This window comes from Stenotrophomonas sp. STEN083, from assembly GCF_056759195.1.
The window spans coordinates 1-14115 of sequence record NZ_JBRRCU010000061.1; the positions used below are offsets into that span (position 1 = coordinate 1).

General features: G+C 61.8%; 11 protein-coding genes. 9 read left to right on the forward strand and 2 right to left on the reverse strand.

All coding sequences use genetic code 11. From position 1 onward, the window contains the following. Nucleotides 1-360: 360 nt before the first annotated feature. Nucleotides 361-630, reverse strand: coding sequence for a 30S ribosomal protein S20 (gene rpsT, locus ACVOK8_RS15510; protein WP_057629708.1), 270 nt, complete (start codon nucleotides 628-630; stop codon nucleotides 361-363). Between the two features lie 100 nt (nucleotides 631-730). On the opposite strand from rpsT, the gene murJ reads away from it, so the two are divergent. From murJ to ispH, 5 genes are all read left to right on the forward strand, one after another. Further along, a complete protein-coding gene (gene murJ, locus ACVOK8_RS15515; protein WP_481567618.1) occupies nucleotides 731-2359 on the forward strand; it encodes a murein biosynthesis integral membrane protein MurJ in 1629 nt (542 codons plus the stop codon). A 79-nt stretch (nucleotides 2360-2438) separates the two neighbouring features. Then, nucleotides 2439-3386, forward strand: a complete 948-nt coding sequence (locus ACVOK8_RS15520) for a bifunctional riboflavin kinase/FAD synthetase (RefSeq protein ID WP_303747036.1) — start codon at nucleotides 2439-2441, stop codon at nucleotides 3384-3386. Beyond that, nucleotides 3383-6214, forward strand: coding sequence for an isoleucine--tRNA ligase (gene ileS, locus ACVOK8_RS15525; RefSeq protein WP_481567619.1), 2832 nt, complete (start codon nucleotides 3383-3385; stop codon nucleotides 6212-6214). The genes ACVOK8_RS15520 and ileS overlap by 4 nt, the downstream gene beginning before the upstream one ends. A gap of 70 nt (nucleotides 6215-6284) precedes the next feature. Continuing rightward, a complete protein-coding gene (gene lspA, locus ACVOK8_RS15530) occupies nucleotides 6285-6791 on the forward strand; it encodes a signal peptidase II (RefSeq protein ID WP_481567620.1) in 507 nt (168 codons plus the stop codon). A 52-nt stretch (nucleotides 6792-6843) separates the two neighbouring features. Beyond that, a complete protein-coding gene (gene ispH / locus ACVOK8_RS15535) occupies nucleotides 6844-7794 on the forward strand; it encodes a 4-hydroxy-3-methylbut-2-enyl diphosphate reductase (protein WP_481567621.1) in 951 nt (316 codons plus the stop codon). A gap of 51 nt (nucleotides 7795-7845) precedes the next feature. On the opposite strand, the gene ACVOK8_RS15540 is transcribed toward ispH, so the two are convergent. Beyond that, nucleotides 7846-8859 carry a LysR family transcriptional regulator gene (locus ACVOK8_RS15540; protein ID WP_481567622.1) on the reverse strand — a complete coding sequence of 338 codons (1014 nt, stop codon included), beginning with the start codon at nucleotides 8857-8859 and terminating at the stop codon, nucleotides 7846-7848. 86 nt (nucleotides 8860-8945) lie between these two features. Between ACVOK8_RS15540 and ACVOK8_RS15545 the strand changes: the two genes are divergently transcribed. The 4 genes from ACVOK8_RS15545 (at nucleotide 8946) to ACVOK8_RS15560 (ending at nucleotide 13251) form a co-directional block, all read left to right on the forward strand. Further along, nucleotides 8946-10538: a GMC family oxidoreductase gene (locus ACVOK8_RS15545; RefSeq protein WP_481567623.1), complete on the forward strand. Its 1593-nt coding sequence runs from the start codon at nucleotides 8946-8948 to the stop codon at nucleotides 10536-10538. Then, nucleotides 10538-10795 (forward strand): hypothetical protein, encoded by a 258-nt coding sequence (locus tag ACVOK8_RS15550; RefSeq protein ID WP_481567624.1) that lies wholly within the window; start codon nucleotides 10538-10540, stop codon nucleotides 10793-10795. Before ACVOK8_RS15545 ends, ACVOK8_RS15550 begins: the two co-directional genes overlap by 1 nt. 18 nt (nucleotides 10796-10813) lie before the next feature. Then, nucleotides 10814-12295, forward strand: a complete 1482-nt coding sequence (locus tag ACVOK8_RS15555) for an aldehyde dehydrogenase family protein (RefSeq protein WP_481567625.1) — start codon at nucleotides 10814-10816, stop codon at nucleotides 12293-12295. Nucleotides 12296-12357: 62 nt separating this feature from the next. Further along, a complete protein-coding gene (locus tag ACVOK8_RS15560) occupies nucleotides 12358-13251 on the forward strand; it encodes a catalase (RefSeq protein WP_481567626.1) in 894 nt (297 codons plus the stop codon). Nucleotides 13252-14115: the final 864 nt, after the last annotated feature.

Genomic DNA, 14115 nt, shown 5'->3' on the forward strand with positions numbered 1-14115 from the left:
AACACTCCACTCGTCGTCGGCTGCGTCAGATGTGTATAAGAGACTGGGCTTGCGCTTGAAGCCCCTCTCCCGCCTGCGGTAGTGGGGTTGGGGTGAGGGCGGGCTTTTGCTTGAAAAACCAAAGCCAAATCCAGGTCAAAGGCCCCCTCATCCGCCCTTCGGGCACCTTCTCCCGCAAGCGGGAGAAGGGAGTTGTTCAGGTCTTTCTTGGGCGGCGCAAACCCAAAACCCAAAAGCCAAAACCCAAAACCGTGCGGGAGGGTATATGCCTCGCTTCCCCCAAAAGCGCCCAACAAAAAACCCGACACTAGGCCGGGTTTTTCATGCCGGGAGTCTTGCGACTCCAGGTTGTTGCGCGGATCAGGCAGCCTTGATGGCTTTGATGCGTGCAGTCAAACGGCTCTTATGACGCGCAGCCTTGTTCTTGTGAATCAGGCCACGGGCGCTGAAACGGTCGAGGATGGGCTGGGCGACGGCAAAGGCTGCCTCGGCGCCAGCGGCGTCGTTGGCATCCAGAGCCTTGATCACCTTCTTGACGGCGGTGCGCAGCATCGAACGCTGAGCCGTGTTGCGCGCGTTGCGCACAACGGTCTGCTTGGCGCGCTTCTTGGCGGACTTGATATTGGCCACAGTGGTGGTTTCCTGAAAATCGATGTGGTGGGAACAGCAAGCATGCAAGTATGATGGCTGACTGAAAGAACGTCAAGTCAAGTTGTCAAGAGGAAGATGCATGAGCGGTCGTTTGCTCAAATCCACTGCTGTATTCAGTTCCATGACGTTCCTGTCACGTATCAGCGGGCTTGTCCGCGACCAAGTTTACGCGCATGTGTTCGGTGCCAGCGCCGCCATGGATGCCTTTGTCGTCGCGTTCAGGATTCCCAACTTCATGCGTCGCCTTTCCGCCGAGGGCTCATTCTCGATGGCGTTCGTGCCGGTATTGGCCGAGTACAAGGCCAATGGTGACCACGCGGCGGTCAAGGCGCTGGTAGACCGGGTTGCCGGCGTGCTGACCGCCTCGCTGCTGGTGATGACGGCCGCGGCCATCCTGCTTGCACCCTGGTTGATGCGGGTGTTTGCGCCGGGCTTTGCGCCGGGTAGCGAGCAGGCCGAGCTGGCTACCTTGATGTTGCAGATCACCTTTCCTTACGCGCTGTTCATCTCGCTGGCGTCGCTGGTAGGCGGGGTGCTCAACAGTTACCAGAAGTTCGCCGTACCCGCGCTTTCACCGATCCTGCTCAACATCTCGATGATCGCTGCGGCACTTTGCCTGGTGCCGCATATGAAGGCCTGGGGCTATGAGCCGGTGCTGGCCTTGGCCTGGGGCGTGTTCGTGGCTGGCATCCTGCAGCTTGCCTTCCAGTTGCCATCATTGGCGAAGCTGGGGCTGTTGCCGCGGCCCAGGTTGGACCTTGCCCATGCCGGCGTGCGCAAGATCATGAAGCTGATGGTGCCGACGCTGTTCGGCTCTTCGGTGGCCCAGGTGAACCTGCTGTTCAATACGCTGGCGGCCTCGATGTTGATGGGCGGCAGCGTGACTTGGCTGTATTACAGCGATCGGCTGCTGGAGTTCCCGCTGGGCATGTTCGGGGTGGCCATCGGCACCGTGATCCTGCCACATCTGTCCAGCCGCCACGCAAGTTCGGATCCGGAAGGCTATTCCAAGGGCCTGGATTGGGGGTTCCGACTGTGCCTGCTGATTGGTGTGCCGGCCTGCATCGGGTTGGTGCTGTGCGCGCAGCCGCTGCTGGCAACCCTGTTCCAGTACGGCAGGTTCTCCGAGCAGGACATGCGGATGAGTAGCCTGAGCCTGATGGCGCAGTCGCTGGCCGTGCCTGCCTTCCTGCTGGTCAAGGTGTTGGCGCCGGCCTTCTACTCGCGCCAGGACACGCGCACGCCGGTAAAGGCGGCAGTGGCCTCCATCCTGATCAACATCATCTGCACGGTGCTGCTGTTCGTCGCCATGTTCTCCTTCAGCCCAATGGGCCAGGCCGCTCTGGTCGCGGCCGATGGGCAATGGCTTGAGGCGCTCAAGAAGGTTGAAGGGGCGCATGCCCTGCTTGCCCTGGCTATTGCGATCGCCGGTTGGGCCAATGCCCTGCAGCTGTGGTGGTATCTGCGCAGGGCGCGGGTATACCAGCTCCAACCCGGCTGGGGGCGGTTCCTGCTGCAATTGACCGTGGCCAGCGTGCTGATGCTGGCAGCCGTGGTGGCACTGCGCTTGTTCTGGTCGGATTGGACGGCCTGGGCGTGGTGGGAACGTGGCTGGCGTCTGGCGGTGCTGGTGGGGAGCGGCGGCGCGGTCTATGCCGCCGGTCTGCTGCTGATGGGCTACCGGCCACGTGAACTGCGCGGCCAGTAAGCCGACAGCGTGGCCGGCCCCGTTATACTCCAGGGCTACACACGACAGAACCGGCCTGCATGGGCCGGATCCGGATGGAATGAGCAGGCTTTTTAGAGACGTCGAAGGCGGGGTGTTGTTCCCGCAGGGAAGCGTGGTCTGCATTGGTGCCTTCGATGGCCTGCACCTAGGCCATCGGGCGCTGGTGCGCCACGCAGTTGCCCGTGCCCGCGCCTTGGGAGTGCCAGCCGTGGCCTTGGGCTTCGAGCCGCTGCCGCGCGAGTTCTTCGCCAAAGACAACCCGCCGCCGCGGCTGATGCTGGCCCGTGACAAGGTCGCCACCCTGCGCGAGCTGGGGGTCGACAGCGTCGGCCTGCTGCGCTTTGACGCCAAGATGGCGGCGATCACCGCCGAGGATTTCGTCCGCGACATGCTGGTGCGCCGGCTCGGCGCGCGCGAAGTCTGGATCGGCCCCAAGTTCCATTTTGGCAACCGCCGTGGCGGCGATATCGCACTGCTGCAGGCGATGGGCGCCGAGCTGGGCTTTGTCGCCGGCGAGATCGAGCCGGTTCACCTGAACGGCGAGCGGATTTCCAGCACCCGCATCCGCGAGTTGATCGTGGCCGGCGAGTTCGCCCATGCCGGCGAATTGCTGGGCCGCCCGTATGCGATCGGTGGCCGGGTTGTGCGTGGGCGGCAGCTCGGGCGCACCCTGGGCTTCCCTACCGCCAACTTGCGTTTCCCGAAAACACCCGCACTTTCTGGTATCTACGCTACGTGGGTGCACGGCGTATTCGAGCAGCCATGGCCGTCGGTGTCGAGTTTCGGTACCCGTCCCACGGTTGAAGGCGTGGAGCCGCTGCTTGAGGCACATCTGTTCGACTTCAATGGTGACCTGTACGGCCGTCATATCGAAGTGGAATTTGTCGCCAAGCTGCGGGATGAAGAGAAGTTCAACGATCTGCCGGCATTGACCGAGCAGATGCACCGCGACGCAGAGCAAGCGCGTCGCATCCTCAACGAACACAGATTGCGAGCTACCGCGTGAGCCAGGATTACAAAGCCACCCTTCATCTGCCAGCAACGGAATTCCCGATGCGCGGCGATCTGCCCAAGCGCGAGCCGGGCATCCTGGCACGGTGGGAAGAGCAGGGCATTTACGCGCAGCTTCGCGAGAACGCGAAGGGCCGCCCGCTGTTCGTGCTGCACGACGGCCCGCCGTATGCCAATGGCCAGATCCACCTCGGCCATGCGGTCAACAAGATCCTCAAGGACATCATCGTCAAGTCGCGCTACATCGACGGCTTCGACGCGCCCTACGTGCCGGGCTGGGATTGCCATGGCCTGCCGATCGAGATCGCGGTCGAGAAGAAGTGGGGCAAGGTCGGTGTCAAGCTTGATGCCGAGCAGTTCCGGCAGAAGTGTCGCGAATACGCCGAAGAGCAGATCAACCTGCAGCGCGCTGATTTCAAGCGCCTGGGTGTGATCGGCGATTGGGAGAATCCGTACAAGACGCTGAGCTTCGACTTCGAGGCCAATGAAATCCGTGCGCTGGCCAAGATCGTCGCCAACGGCCACCTCGTGCGCGGTGCCAAGCCGGTGCATTGGTGCTTCGACTGCGGCTCGGCGCTGGCCGAAGCTGAAATCGAATACCAGGACAAGACCTCGCCAGCCATCGACGTGGCTTACGCCGCGCGTGATTCCAAGGCGCTGGCGGCCAGCTTCGGCGTCGAGCTGCCCGCTGGTGTGGAAGTGGCGGTGCCGATCTGGACCACCACGCCGTGGACGCTGCCGGCTTCGCTGGCGGTGTCGCTGGGTGCAGACATCGAATACGCGTTGGTCGAAGGCCCAGCGCACAGCGGCCAGCCGCGCTGGCTGGTGCTAGCTTCGGCGCTGGCTGAGCGCTCGCTGGGCCGCTACGGCGTGGCTGAAGTGGTCGTACATGGCCATGCCAAGGGTTCGGCGCTGGAAAACCAGCTGCTGGCACACCCGTTCTATGCCAACCGCGACATCCCGCTGCTCAACGGTGAGCACGTCTCCGATGCCGACGGTACCGGTGCGGTGCATACCGCGCCTGGCCACGGTCAGGAAGATTTCGCGGTCAGCCAGCAGTACGGGCTGATGGACAAGTACAACGCCGGCCAGATCAATCCGATCGACGGCGGCGGTGTGTACCTGTCGTCGACGCCGCCGGCCGGTACGGTCGAGCTGGCCGGTCAGCACCTGTGGAAAGCACAGCCGCTGATCGTCGAAGTGCTGCGCGAAAGCGGCGCGTTGCTGGCTTTCTTCGAAATCCAGCACAGCTACCCGCATTGCTGGCGTCATCGCAAGCCGGTCGTGTTCCGCGCCACCCCGCAGTGGTTCATCTCGATGGACAAGGCCAATCTGCGCGACGACGCGATGGCTGCCATCGACAACGTGGGCTGGTTCCCGAGCTGGGGCAAAGCGCGTATCAGTAGCATGGTCGACGGTCGCCCGGACTGGTGCATCAGCCGCCAGCGCACCTGGGGCGTGCCGATCGCATTGTTCACCCACCGCGAGACCGGCGAGCCGCATCCGCGCAGCGTCGAGTTGATGCAGCAGGTGGCCGACCGCGTTGAGCAGGCCGGCATAGACGTCTGGTATTCGCTGGACGCCACCGAACTGCTCGGCGATGAAGCCGCACAGTACGAAAAGGTCACCGACATCCTCGATGTCTGGTTCGACTCCGGCGTCACCCACGAAGGCGTGCTGTTGGCACGTGGCTACGGCAAGCCGGCCGACCTGTACCTGGAAGGTTCCGATCAGCACCGCGGCTGGTTCCAATCCTCGCTGCTGACCGGCGTGGCCATCGACAAGCATGCGCCGTACAAGCAGTGCCTGACCCACGGCTTCACCGTGGACGAGCATGGCCGCAAGATGTCCAAGTCGCTGGGCAACGGCATCGAGCCGCAGGAAATCATGCGCACCCTGGGCGCGGACATCCTGCGCCTGTGGATTGCCTCGGCCGATTACAGCAACGAGATGTCGCTGTCGCAGGAAATCCTCAAGCGCAACGCTGACGCCTACCGCCGTCTGCGCAACACCGCGCGCTTCCTGCTTGGCAACCTGGACGGCTTCGATCCGGTCCAGCATCTGGTTGCATTGCCGGACATGGTCGCCCTGGACCGCTGGATCGTGCATCGCGCGTTCGAGCTGCAGGAGAAGATCAAGGCTGCCTACGCCAACTACAACATGGCCGAGATCGTGCAGCTGCTGCTGAACTTCTGCAGCGTCGATCTGGGCTCGCTGTATCTGGACGTCACCAAGGACCGCCTGTACACGATGCAGGAGGATTCGCGTGGTCGTCGTTCGGCGCAGACGGCGATGTTCCATATCGCCGAGGCGTTCGTGCGCTGGGTGGCACCGATCCTGACCTTCACCGCCGAAGAGCTGTGGGGTTACCTGCCGGGCAAGCGCGTCGACAACGTGCTGTTTTCCACCTGGTATGACGGTCTGGCGCCGTTGCCGGCCGATGCACAGCTGACCGCTGCCGATTTCGACCAGCTGCTGGCGCTGCGCGAGCAGGTCTCCAAGGTGCTGGAGCCGATGCGTGCCAATGGCGCGATCGGTGCCGCGCTGGAAGCGGAAATCACCGTCGCTGCCAATGAAGAGCAGGCTGCGCGTTGGCAGCCGCTGGCTGAGGAACTGCGCTTCCTGTTCATCAGTGGCGATGTCAGCGTGCGCCCGGCGACCACCGACGAGGTGTTTGTCAGTGCGCAGCCGACCGACAAGTCCAAGTGCGTGCGTTGCTGGCATTACCGCGCCGATGTCGGCTCGGTCGAGGCGCATCCGGAGCTGTGCGGCCGTTGCGTCAGCAATATCGACGGCGCTGGCGAAGACCGCCGCTGGTTCTAAACAAGGCGTCAGGCGAAGCGGGTGAGAAACCTCTCATCCGCTCCATCGCAGTTCACTACAGGCGTATTACATGCAAGCAAAGGCTGTTAAACCCAACGCGTTGATCTACCTGCTGGTATCCGTGGCCGTGATCGGCCTGGACCAGTGGAGCAAGGCCTGGGTACTGTCCAGCCTGCCCGAGTTCACTCCGGTGCCGGTGATCGATGGTTTCTGGAACTGGTACCGCACCTATAACACCGGCGCGGCATTCAGCTTCCTCAGTGATGCTGGTGGCTGGCAGCTGTGGTTCTTCACCTTCCTGGCTATCGCAATCAGCGGCCTTATGGCGTTCTGGCTGTCGCGCACGTCGCGCGCCAACTGGCGCAGTGCGCTGCCTTACGCGTTGGTGATCGGTGGTGCCATCGGTAACGTCATTGACCGTCAGATTCATGGTCACGTCATTGATTTCATTCAATGGTATGTAGGTGACAACTACTGGCCGTCGTTCAACATCGCCGACGCGGCGATCGTGGGCGGCGCCATCGGTATCGCCTTGATGGGCTTGCTTGATGGCAAGGCCGAAAAGAAAGCCGGATGAATCCGGCACCTGTTCCCGCATTAGCGACCCTCAGCGGTCGGAGTCGTTGAAGATGGACGTATTGCTCGCCAATCCCCGTGGTTTCTGTGCCGGTGTGGACCGCGCCATCGAGATCGTCAAACGCGCCATCGAAACCCTGGGCGCGCCGATCTATGTGCGACATGAAGTGGTGCACAACCGCTTCGTGGTCGATGACCTGAAGGCACGTGGCGCAATCTTCGTTGAAGAACTCGATGAAGTGCCGGACGGTAATACCGTCATCTTCAGCGCGCATGGTGTGTCGCAGGCGGTGCGTATTGAAGCTGATCGCCGTGGCCTGAAGGTGTTCGATGCTACCTGCCCGCTGGTGACCAAGGTGCATCTGGAAGTGGCGCGCCACTGCCGTGCTGGCCGCGACGTGGTGCTGATTGGCCACGAAGGTCATCCTGAAGTAGAAGGGACCATGGGCCAGTGGAACCGCGAGAACGGCAAGGGCAACATCTATCTGGTCGAAAGTGTGGAAGACGTTGAGGCGCTGCAGGTTTCGCAGCCGGAAAACTTCGCTTTCACCACCCAGACTACGTTGTCGGTGGATGACACCCGCGCGGTGATCGAGGCGCTGCGCAAGCATTTTCCGATGGTGCAGGGGCCGAAGAACGACGACATCTGCTACGCCACACAGAACCGTCAGGATGCGGTGCGTGACCTGGCCACACAGTGTGATCTGGTGCTGGTGGTCGGTTCGCCGAACAGCTCCAACTCCAACCGCCTCAGTGAGCTTGCACGCCGTGAAGGCGTGGAGTCCTATCTGATCGATGGTGCCGACGAGATCGACCCGCAATGGGTAGTGGGCAAGAAACATATCGGCCTGACCGCCGGCGCCTCGGCACCGCAGGTGTTGGTGGATGGTGTCATCGCGCGTTTGCGTGAGCTTGGCGCCGGCAACGTCCGCGAAACCGGCGGCGAGCCAGAGACCATGGTGTTTGCGCTGCCAAAGGAGCTGCGGCTGCGCCTGGTTGACTGAGTGTCAGCGCAACGTCATTTCTGAAGAAGCCGGCCCTCTGGGTCGGTTTTTTCATGGAGGCGGCAAAGCTGGGGCGTCCTGGGTTTTGAAAAGCTCACTTGCGCGTTCCACGAAGAAATCAATGAAGACGCGCACGCGTGGCACCTGTGCCGACATCGGTGGCCATACCAGGAAGATGCCGGTTGGTGCGATGGCATGATTGTGCAACACTTCCCGTAGTTGGCCGTTGGCGATCTCCTCGCGCACCATGTAGTCGGGCAGCTGCACCATGCCGAGGCCGGCCAAGGCTGCGCTCGCCAATGCGCCCGCATCGTTGAGTGTGCAATCCGGAGTGTGCGGTTTTGGGATGGACTGGCCATGGAATCGCCATGGTTCCATCCGTTCGCTGTCGCGGTGGCGATAGTAGAGGCAGCAATGACAGCCAAGATCGGTGGGGACTGCGGGTATGCCGTGCTCCGCGAGATACGCTGGCGAGGCACAGGTGACCAGTGCGTAGGATCCCAGTCGACGCGCCTGCAGGCTGGAATCCTCAAGGTCTCCTGCCCACAACGCCAGGTCATGGCCTTCCTCGATGATGTCGAGCCGTTCCGCATCAAGACTCAGCACGACGTTGACCTCCGGGTAGCGAGTATGGAAGTCGGGTAGTGCAGGCAACAGGAATTTGCGCCCCAGGATGGTGTTGGCGGTGATTTTCAAGCGGCCTCTGGCTGTGCTTTGTCGCATGTGCAGTTCACGCTCCGCCTCCTGCAGATCCCTCAATACCTTGTCGGCGTAGTGGTACAGCACCTCGCCTTCGCCAGTGAGTGCGAGTGAGCGGGTGGTGCGGTGGAGCAGGCGCGTGCCCAGGCGGAATTCAAGTCGCTCGACCGCTTTGCCTACAGCAGAAGCGGACAAGCCGAGCTGCCGCCCAGCTGCAGAGAAGCTGCCGGCACGTACGGCGGAGGCGAATGCGATCAAGCCATTCAATGATTCCAGCGATGACAGGACTGAGGACATTTGTTCCTGAGTGTGATGACCCGTGCACGGATTCCGCCCGCGCCGGGTTCGGCCGAGGATGAACGCCATGGTCCCGTAGCCAACCGCGTTTCCATCAACGCGTTTGCAGGCAACGGGAGGTGGTTTGAAAGGCTTGTTGCAAGGAGGTTTTCGCCATGGCTACTCGGCAAAAATACGCGGGTACAGGCGCACAGGTGCACGGTGACAGTGCGCATGCAGTGGCGGTTTCGGGCGGCTCGCACTACGACGTGGTGATTGTCGGTGGCGGCTCGGCCGGCGCAGTGATGGCGAGCCGGCTCAGTGAGGATCCGTTCCGGCGTGTGCTGCTGATAGAGGCCGGACAGGCCTATGCACCGGATGCGTATCCCGATGCGGTGCGTCTGCAGCACATCATCGGTGGCGATGGCGCGCACGATTGGGGCTATTCGGCCGAGCCCAACATCTATGGCGCGATGATGCCGGTGCCGCGCGGCAAGGTGCTGGGTGGTTGTTCGGCGGTCAACGCGGGTGTGGCGATGCGCGCACCCGCAGGTGACTTCGAACGCTGGACCGCAGCCGGCCTTGAACACTGGACTGCGCAGGATGTGTTGCCCTTCTTCCGACGCAGTGAGCGCACCGTACATGGTGACGATGCCTTGCATGGGCGTAGCGGACCGTGGCCGATTCACTACCTGCAGGATGATGAAGTCTCGGACATGCAGCGTGCCTTTGTCGCGTCTGCTGTACAGGCAGGTTTCGCGAAGGTGACTGACTTCAACAGCGATCAACCGTACGATGTTGGCCCTTACCCGATGAACAACCGCATGGGGCAGCGGCTCAATACAGGCATGACTTATCTGTCCCTCGATGTGCGGATGCGGCCCAACCTGTGCATTCGCAGCCAGACCCTGGTTGATCGGGTCGGGTTTGATGGTCGCCGTGCAGCTGCGGTGGTGCTGGCCGATGGTCAGCGCATCGAAGCCGACAACATCGTGTTGAGTGCTGGCACCTACGGCACGGCAGCGGTGCTGCTGCGCTCGGGTATTGGTCCCGCCAACGATCTGCTGGATCTGGATATTGATGTTGTCGCCAATCTTCCCGTTGGTCAGCGTCTGCAGGAGCATCCATTCTTCTACACCACCTGGGCCGCGCGTCCGGACCGGCTGGGTCTGCCGGTGCCGCCCGTGGGTGCGATTCTGTGGGCGCGGTCATCCAAGGCGGCGGCCAATGTCGGTGACTTCCATGTATCGGCAGTGCACTACGGTGATCCGCAGGCATCACCCACCGGTGCCATCTTCATGCTTGCTTTGGCGCTGACCCGGCCGAGTTCGCGGGGCACGGTGAGGCTGCGTTCGCGAGTGGCAGATGCGGCGCCAGTCATCGCGCTCAATCTGTTGACCGAGGCGCAGGATCGGCAGTTGATGGTGGAGGGTATCGAACTGATCCGTCGCATTGCCAGGCAGGGACCGCTGGCGGCAATGATTGCCGAAGAAATGGTGCCTGGCGCGCTCTCGAGCTCGTACGAGGAGTTGGAAGCTGCGTTGCCGATGGCCTTGGATATCTATCACCATCCCACCTCCACCGCGCCGATGGGAGGTGCCGATGATGTACATGCGGTGCTCGATTACCAAGGGCGTGTGCGCGGCATTGATGGCCTGCGCGTTGCCGACGCCTCGGCGTTCCCGGATGTGCCCTGCGTGGCAACCAACCCAACGGTGATCATGTTGGCTGAGCGCATCAGCCAATGGATGCGGGATGCAGACAGCTGATGTGGCGCACTGAGCTCGCGCCGCGCTTGAAGCGCACCGTGCTGATCTGGCTGGCGGTGTATCCAACGGTACTGACGGTGTTGAGTCTGCTGGGTCCGCATTTCCGGCATTGGCCGTTGCCACTGCGGGTTATGGGATCGACGCTGATCATCGTGCCGATCGTGGTCAACATCAGCGCGCCATTGGTACAGGCGCTGCTATCAGCGGTGGGTCGCTATTGGGCAGCAGACAAGGAGCGTCCGGCAGATCATGACTAGTCAATGTGTGGAGTTTCCATGAGCGGTGCAAGCAGGTCACCAGAACAACTGCGTCGAGCAGCCAACTGGATCAACGGCATTCCGCGCTTTGATGGTGTGCTCAAGGACTCGATAAATCCGGCCACCTATGAGGTGATCGGAAGCTACCCGGACAATGGTCGTGCGGCTGCGATGGCAGCGGTGTCTGCTGCATCGCAGGCCTTCCAGCAGACCATGTGGGCGCACGACCATGAGCTGCGCGCACGGGTGCTTGAACAGTTGGCGCAGGCATTCGAGCGCAACCGTGACCGGCTGGCGGAGATACTGTCGTTGGAGAACGGCAAGATCACTGCCGAGGCCGCGTTCGAGCTCGACATGGTGTCCAGCAAGCTGCGCTATTCGGCGGCGACGGCGATGCTTGAAGCCGGGCGCTCGCTGCGGCCAAAACCGGGCCGGCTGTCGATGATCCTGCGCCAACCAATGGGCGTGGCGGCGGTGATCGCACCTTGGAACTCGCCGGTGGTGCTGACCATTCGTTCGTTGGCGCCGGCCTTGGCTGCCGGTTGCACTGTGGTGATCAAGTTACCTTCGCAGGTAGCGCAGACCGCCAGCACGATGGCCAAGATCATGGCTGAAGCAGAATCGTTGCCGCGTGGAGTGATCAATCTATTCTTTGAAAGTGGCCCCGAAGGTTCCAGCTATCTGGTGGACGCTCCGCAGGTGCCGGTGGTGAGCTTTACCGGTTCTACCCGCACCGGGCGTGCGATCAGCAGCAGCGGTGCAAAGCACCTGAAGCGCTTCGGCATGGAGCTGGGCGGCAAGACGCCGATGATCCTCTTTGAAGATGCCGATCTGGGCCAGGCGCTACCAGTGATAGAAAAAGCATTGACGGTATTCAGTGGCCAGTTCTGCATGACCGGCTCACGTCTATTGGTGCATGACCACATCTACGATGCGGTGCGCGATGGCATGGGTGCACGCCTGCGCATGGTCAAGGTTGGGCCTGCGGCCGACCCGGGCAGTGACATGGGGCCGTTGATCGATCGCGCCAATGTGGAGCGGGTGGATGCAGTGGTACAGGAAGCGATCAGTTCCGGTGCGATCGTGGTGGAACGGGGTGGCCCCATTACTACCGGCCCGCTGCGCAAGGGCGCGTTCTTCCGCCCGGCCTTGCTGGAAGTGTTCGATAACGCACTGCCGATCATCCAGCAGGAAACCTTCGGCCCGGTACTCACCATTCAACGCTTCAGCGATGAGGCACAGGCTATCCGCCTGGCCAACGACAACGAATATGGATTGGCCGCCAGCGTGTGGACGCGCGACGTGGACCGCGCACTACGTGTAGCCGAGGCACTCGATGCTGGCTCGGTCTGGATCAACGACTGGGCGCGTGTGTTTGACGGCACGGAGGAGGGCGGTTTCAAACAATCAGGGCTGGGGCGGCTCAATGGATTGGCTGCGCTGGAAGATTTTCTGGAATACAAACACATCGCGCTGCGGCCCGGTCTGGTCGAGCGCTGAACAGCGCCGCACGTCCGCGAGCTGAGTTTGCTGCCACGGTGTTGCGGTGCGAGGACATGGCAATGGCGACAGATATGTCGCAGGCGTTGTTCGCTGCCCTGCAGTTCGGGGCAAAAGTTGCGGCCGGTGGTCGAGTGAATCATGCGCGCGGCCTGCTGGTGGAAGGGCACTTCCGCGCCACCTCGACCGCACCGCAGTTCTGCATGGCTGCGGTGTTCGGCGGCGAAGATCTGCGCGTGCTGGCGCGCTTCTCAAGTTCTGGCGCCAATCCACATATCGATCAGCGCAACCCCGCGGGCGAACCGCGCGGCCTCGCGCTGCGGATCGGTAACAACGCGGCGATGGTGCTGGTCGGTCAGTCGCTTGAAGGCTTTCCTGCCGATGACCCCGAAGCGTTTCTCGCCTTCTTGAACGCGTTGAACCAGCGCGAGCGCTCGCCAGCGATGTTGGCTGCACAGATGGCGGGTTGCCCGGCGATGGCGCATTTCGAGGAGTTGCGTGCGGGCGCAGTGACCAGCAGCTTCAGCGCCTTGGATTACCACATGCTGCACGCCTACCGGCTGATCGCCACGGACGGGCATGCACGGATCGGCCGCCTGAGCGTGCGCGCGACCAAGCCCTACGTTGCCCGCGCACCGCCAGACGGCCCGGACTACCTGGACAAGCGCATGCGCGGGGAACTGTCCAAAGGCAGCGTGGTATTCGCCCTGCTGTTCACCCCGGTACCCGAAGGCGAGGACCCGACCGACATCACCCGCAGTTGGGACCCGGCTGCACCATCGTTCGCATTGGGCCATATCTGGCTGGAGCGGCTGGCGCCACAGCAGGCCAGCCAACGCAAAATGGCGTTCGATCCCGCGCTGCTGCCTGCGGGAATAGGGTTTGCTGGTGACCCGATGCTGCATGCGCGGTTGCGGGCTTATCGGTTGGCTGCAGTGCGCCGGTTGGGAAGGTGAAAGTCATGGCTATTTAGTGCCCATTGTGTCCTCTCTCTAAACGTTCGTTTCGTGTCGTACCTCTGCTTTGAGAGGTGCATTTCCGGAAAGGGCTGAATAACTCATTTGGTGCATGCAGACTGCAGTCGCCGGTTTGAGAGTCTGATTCGCCATTGAGACGGGGACGGCGAGAAGCGCTGTTGGCGTTGATCAAACTGCACTGCTCAATGCCTGGTGGTGCTGGCGGGGCAGTCAACGCTGCTTGGAGTCTCGCTCCGAATGAAGAAATGCTGGGTACTACGCCAATGATGAGAAAGCCAACTCGGTTGGGCGCGTTGACATAGATTTGGGATGGATCGATAGCCCTCAACATAAGTCCTCGCCTGAGGAGCATCAGTTTTCATGGCTAATCACTTGGGCTGTTTGCGCTGTGGAGCTGATGGATGGTGCAGCGATAGCAGCCGTCGAAAGTAGGGCAATTACGTCTGCAGGTTGGGAAAAACGTCCCCTTTAACGCGAAGAGCGACGTGGAGGTTTGTGATCGTCAATCCAGTGGCTGCAAAAATAGCGGAAAACAGAAGATCTGCGTGATTTGGTGGACTGTTCAGGCTTTCCTTGGGGCGGGGCAGAGTTCTGATCTTTTGAGGTGTAGACACTATGTCTGCTGGACGCTATGTTCTTCAACGCTGCTGGCTTGCGAGCTGGCGGCTCAGAGATGGTCAGTTTTGGTGGGGGCTTCTTGGTTTAGCTCTTTCGGTGTACCAGTTAGGGGGCTGTTTCAAGAATTGCGGTCAGTCACGGGTGGTGTGCACCGAGATGGGCGCAATTTGAGTCCCAAGGCTGCTGGCAGGGTGAGACGGGGGTGTTCGATTGTGGTTTCGTCAC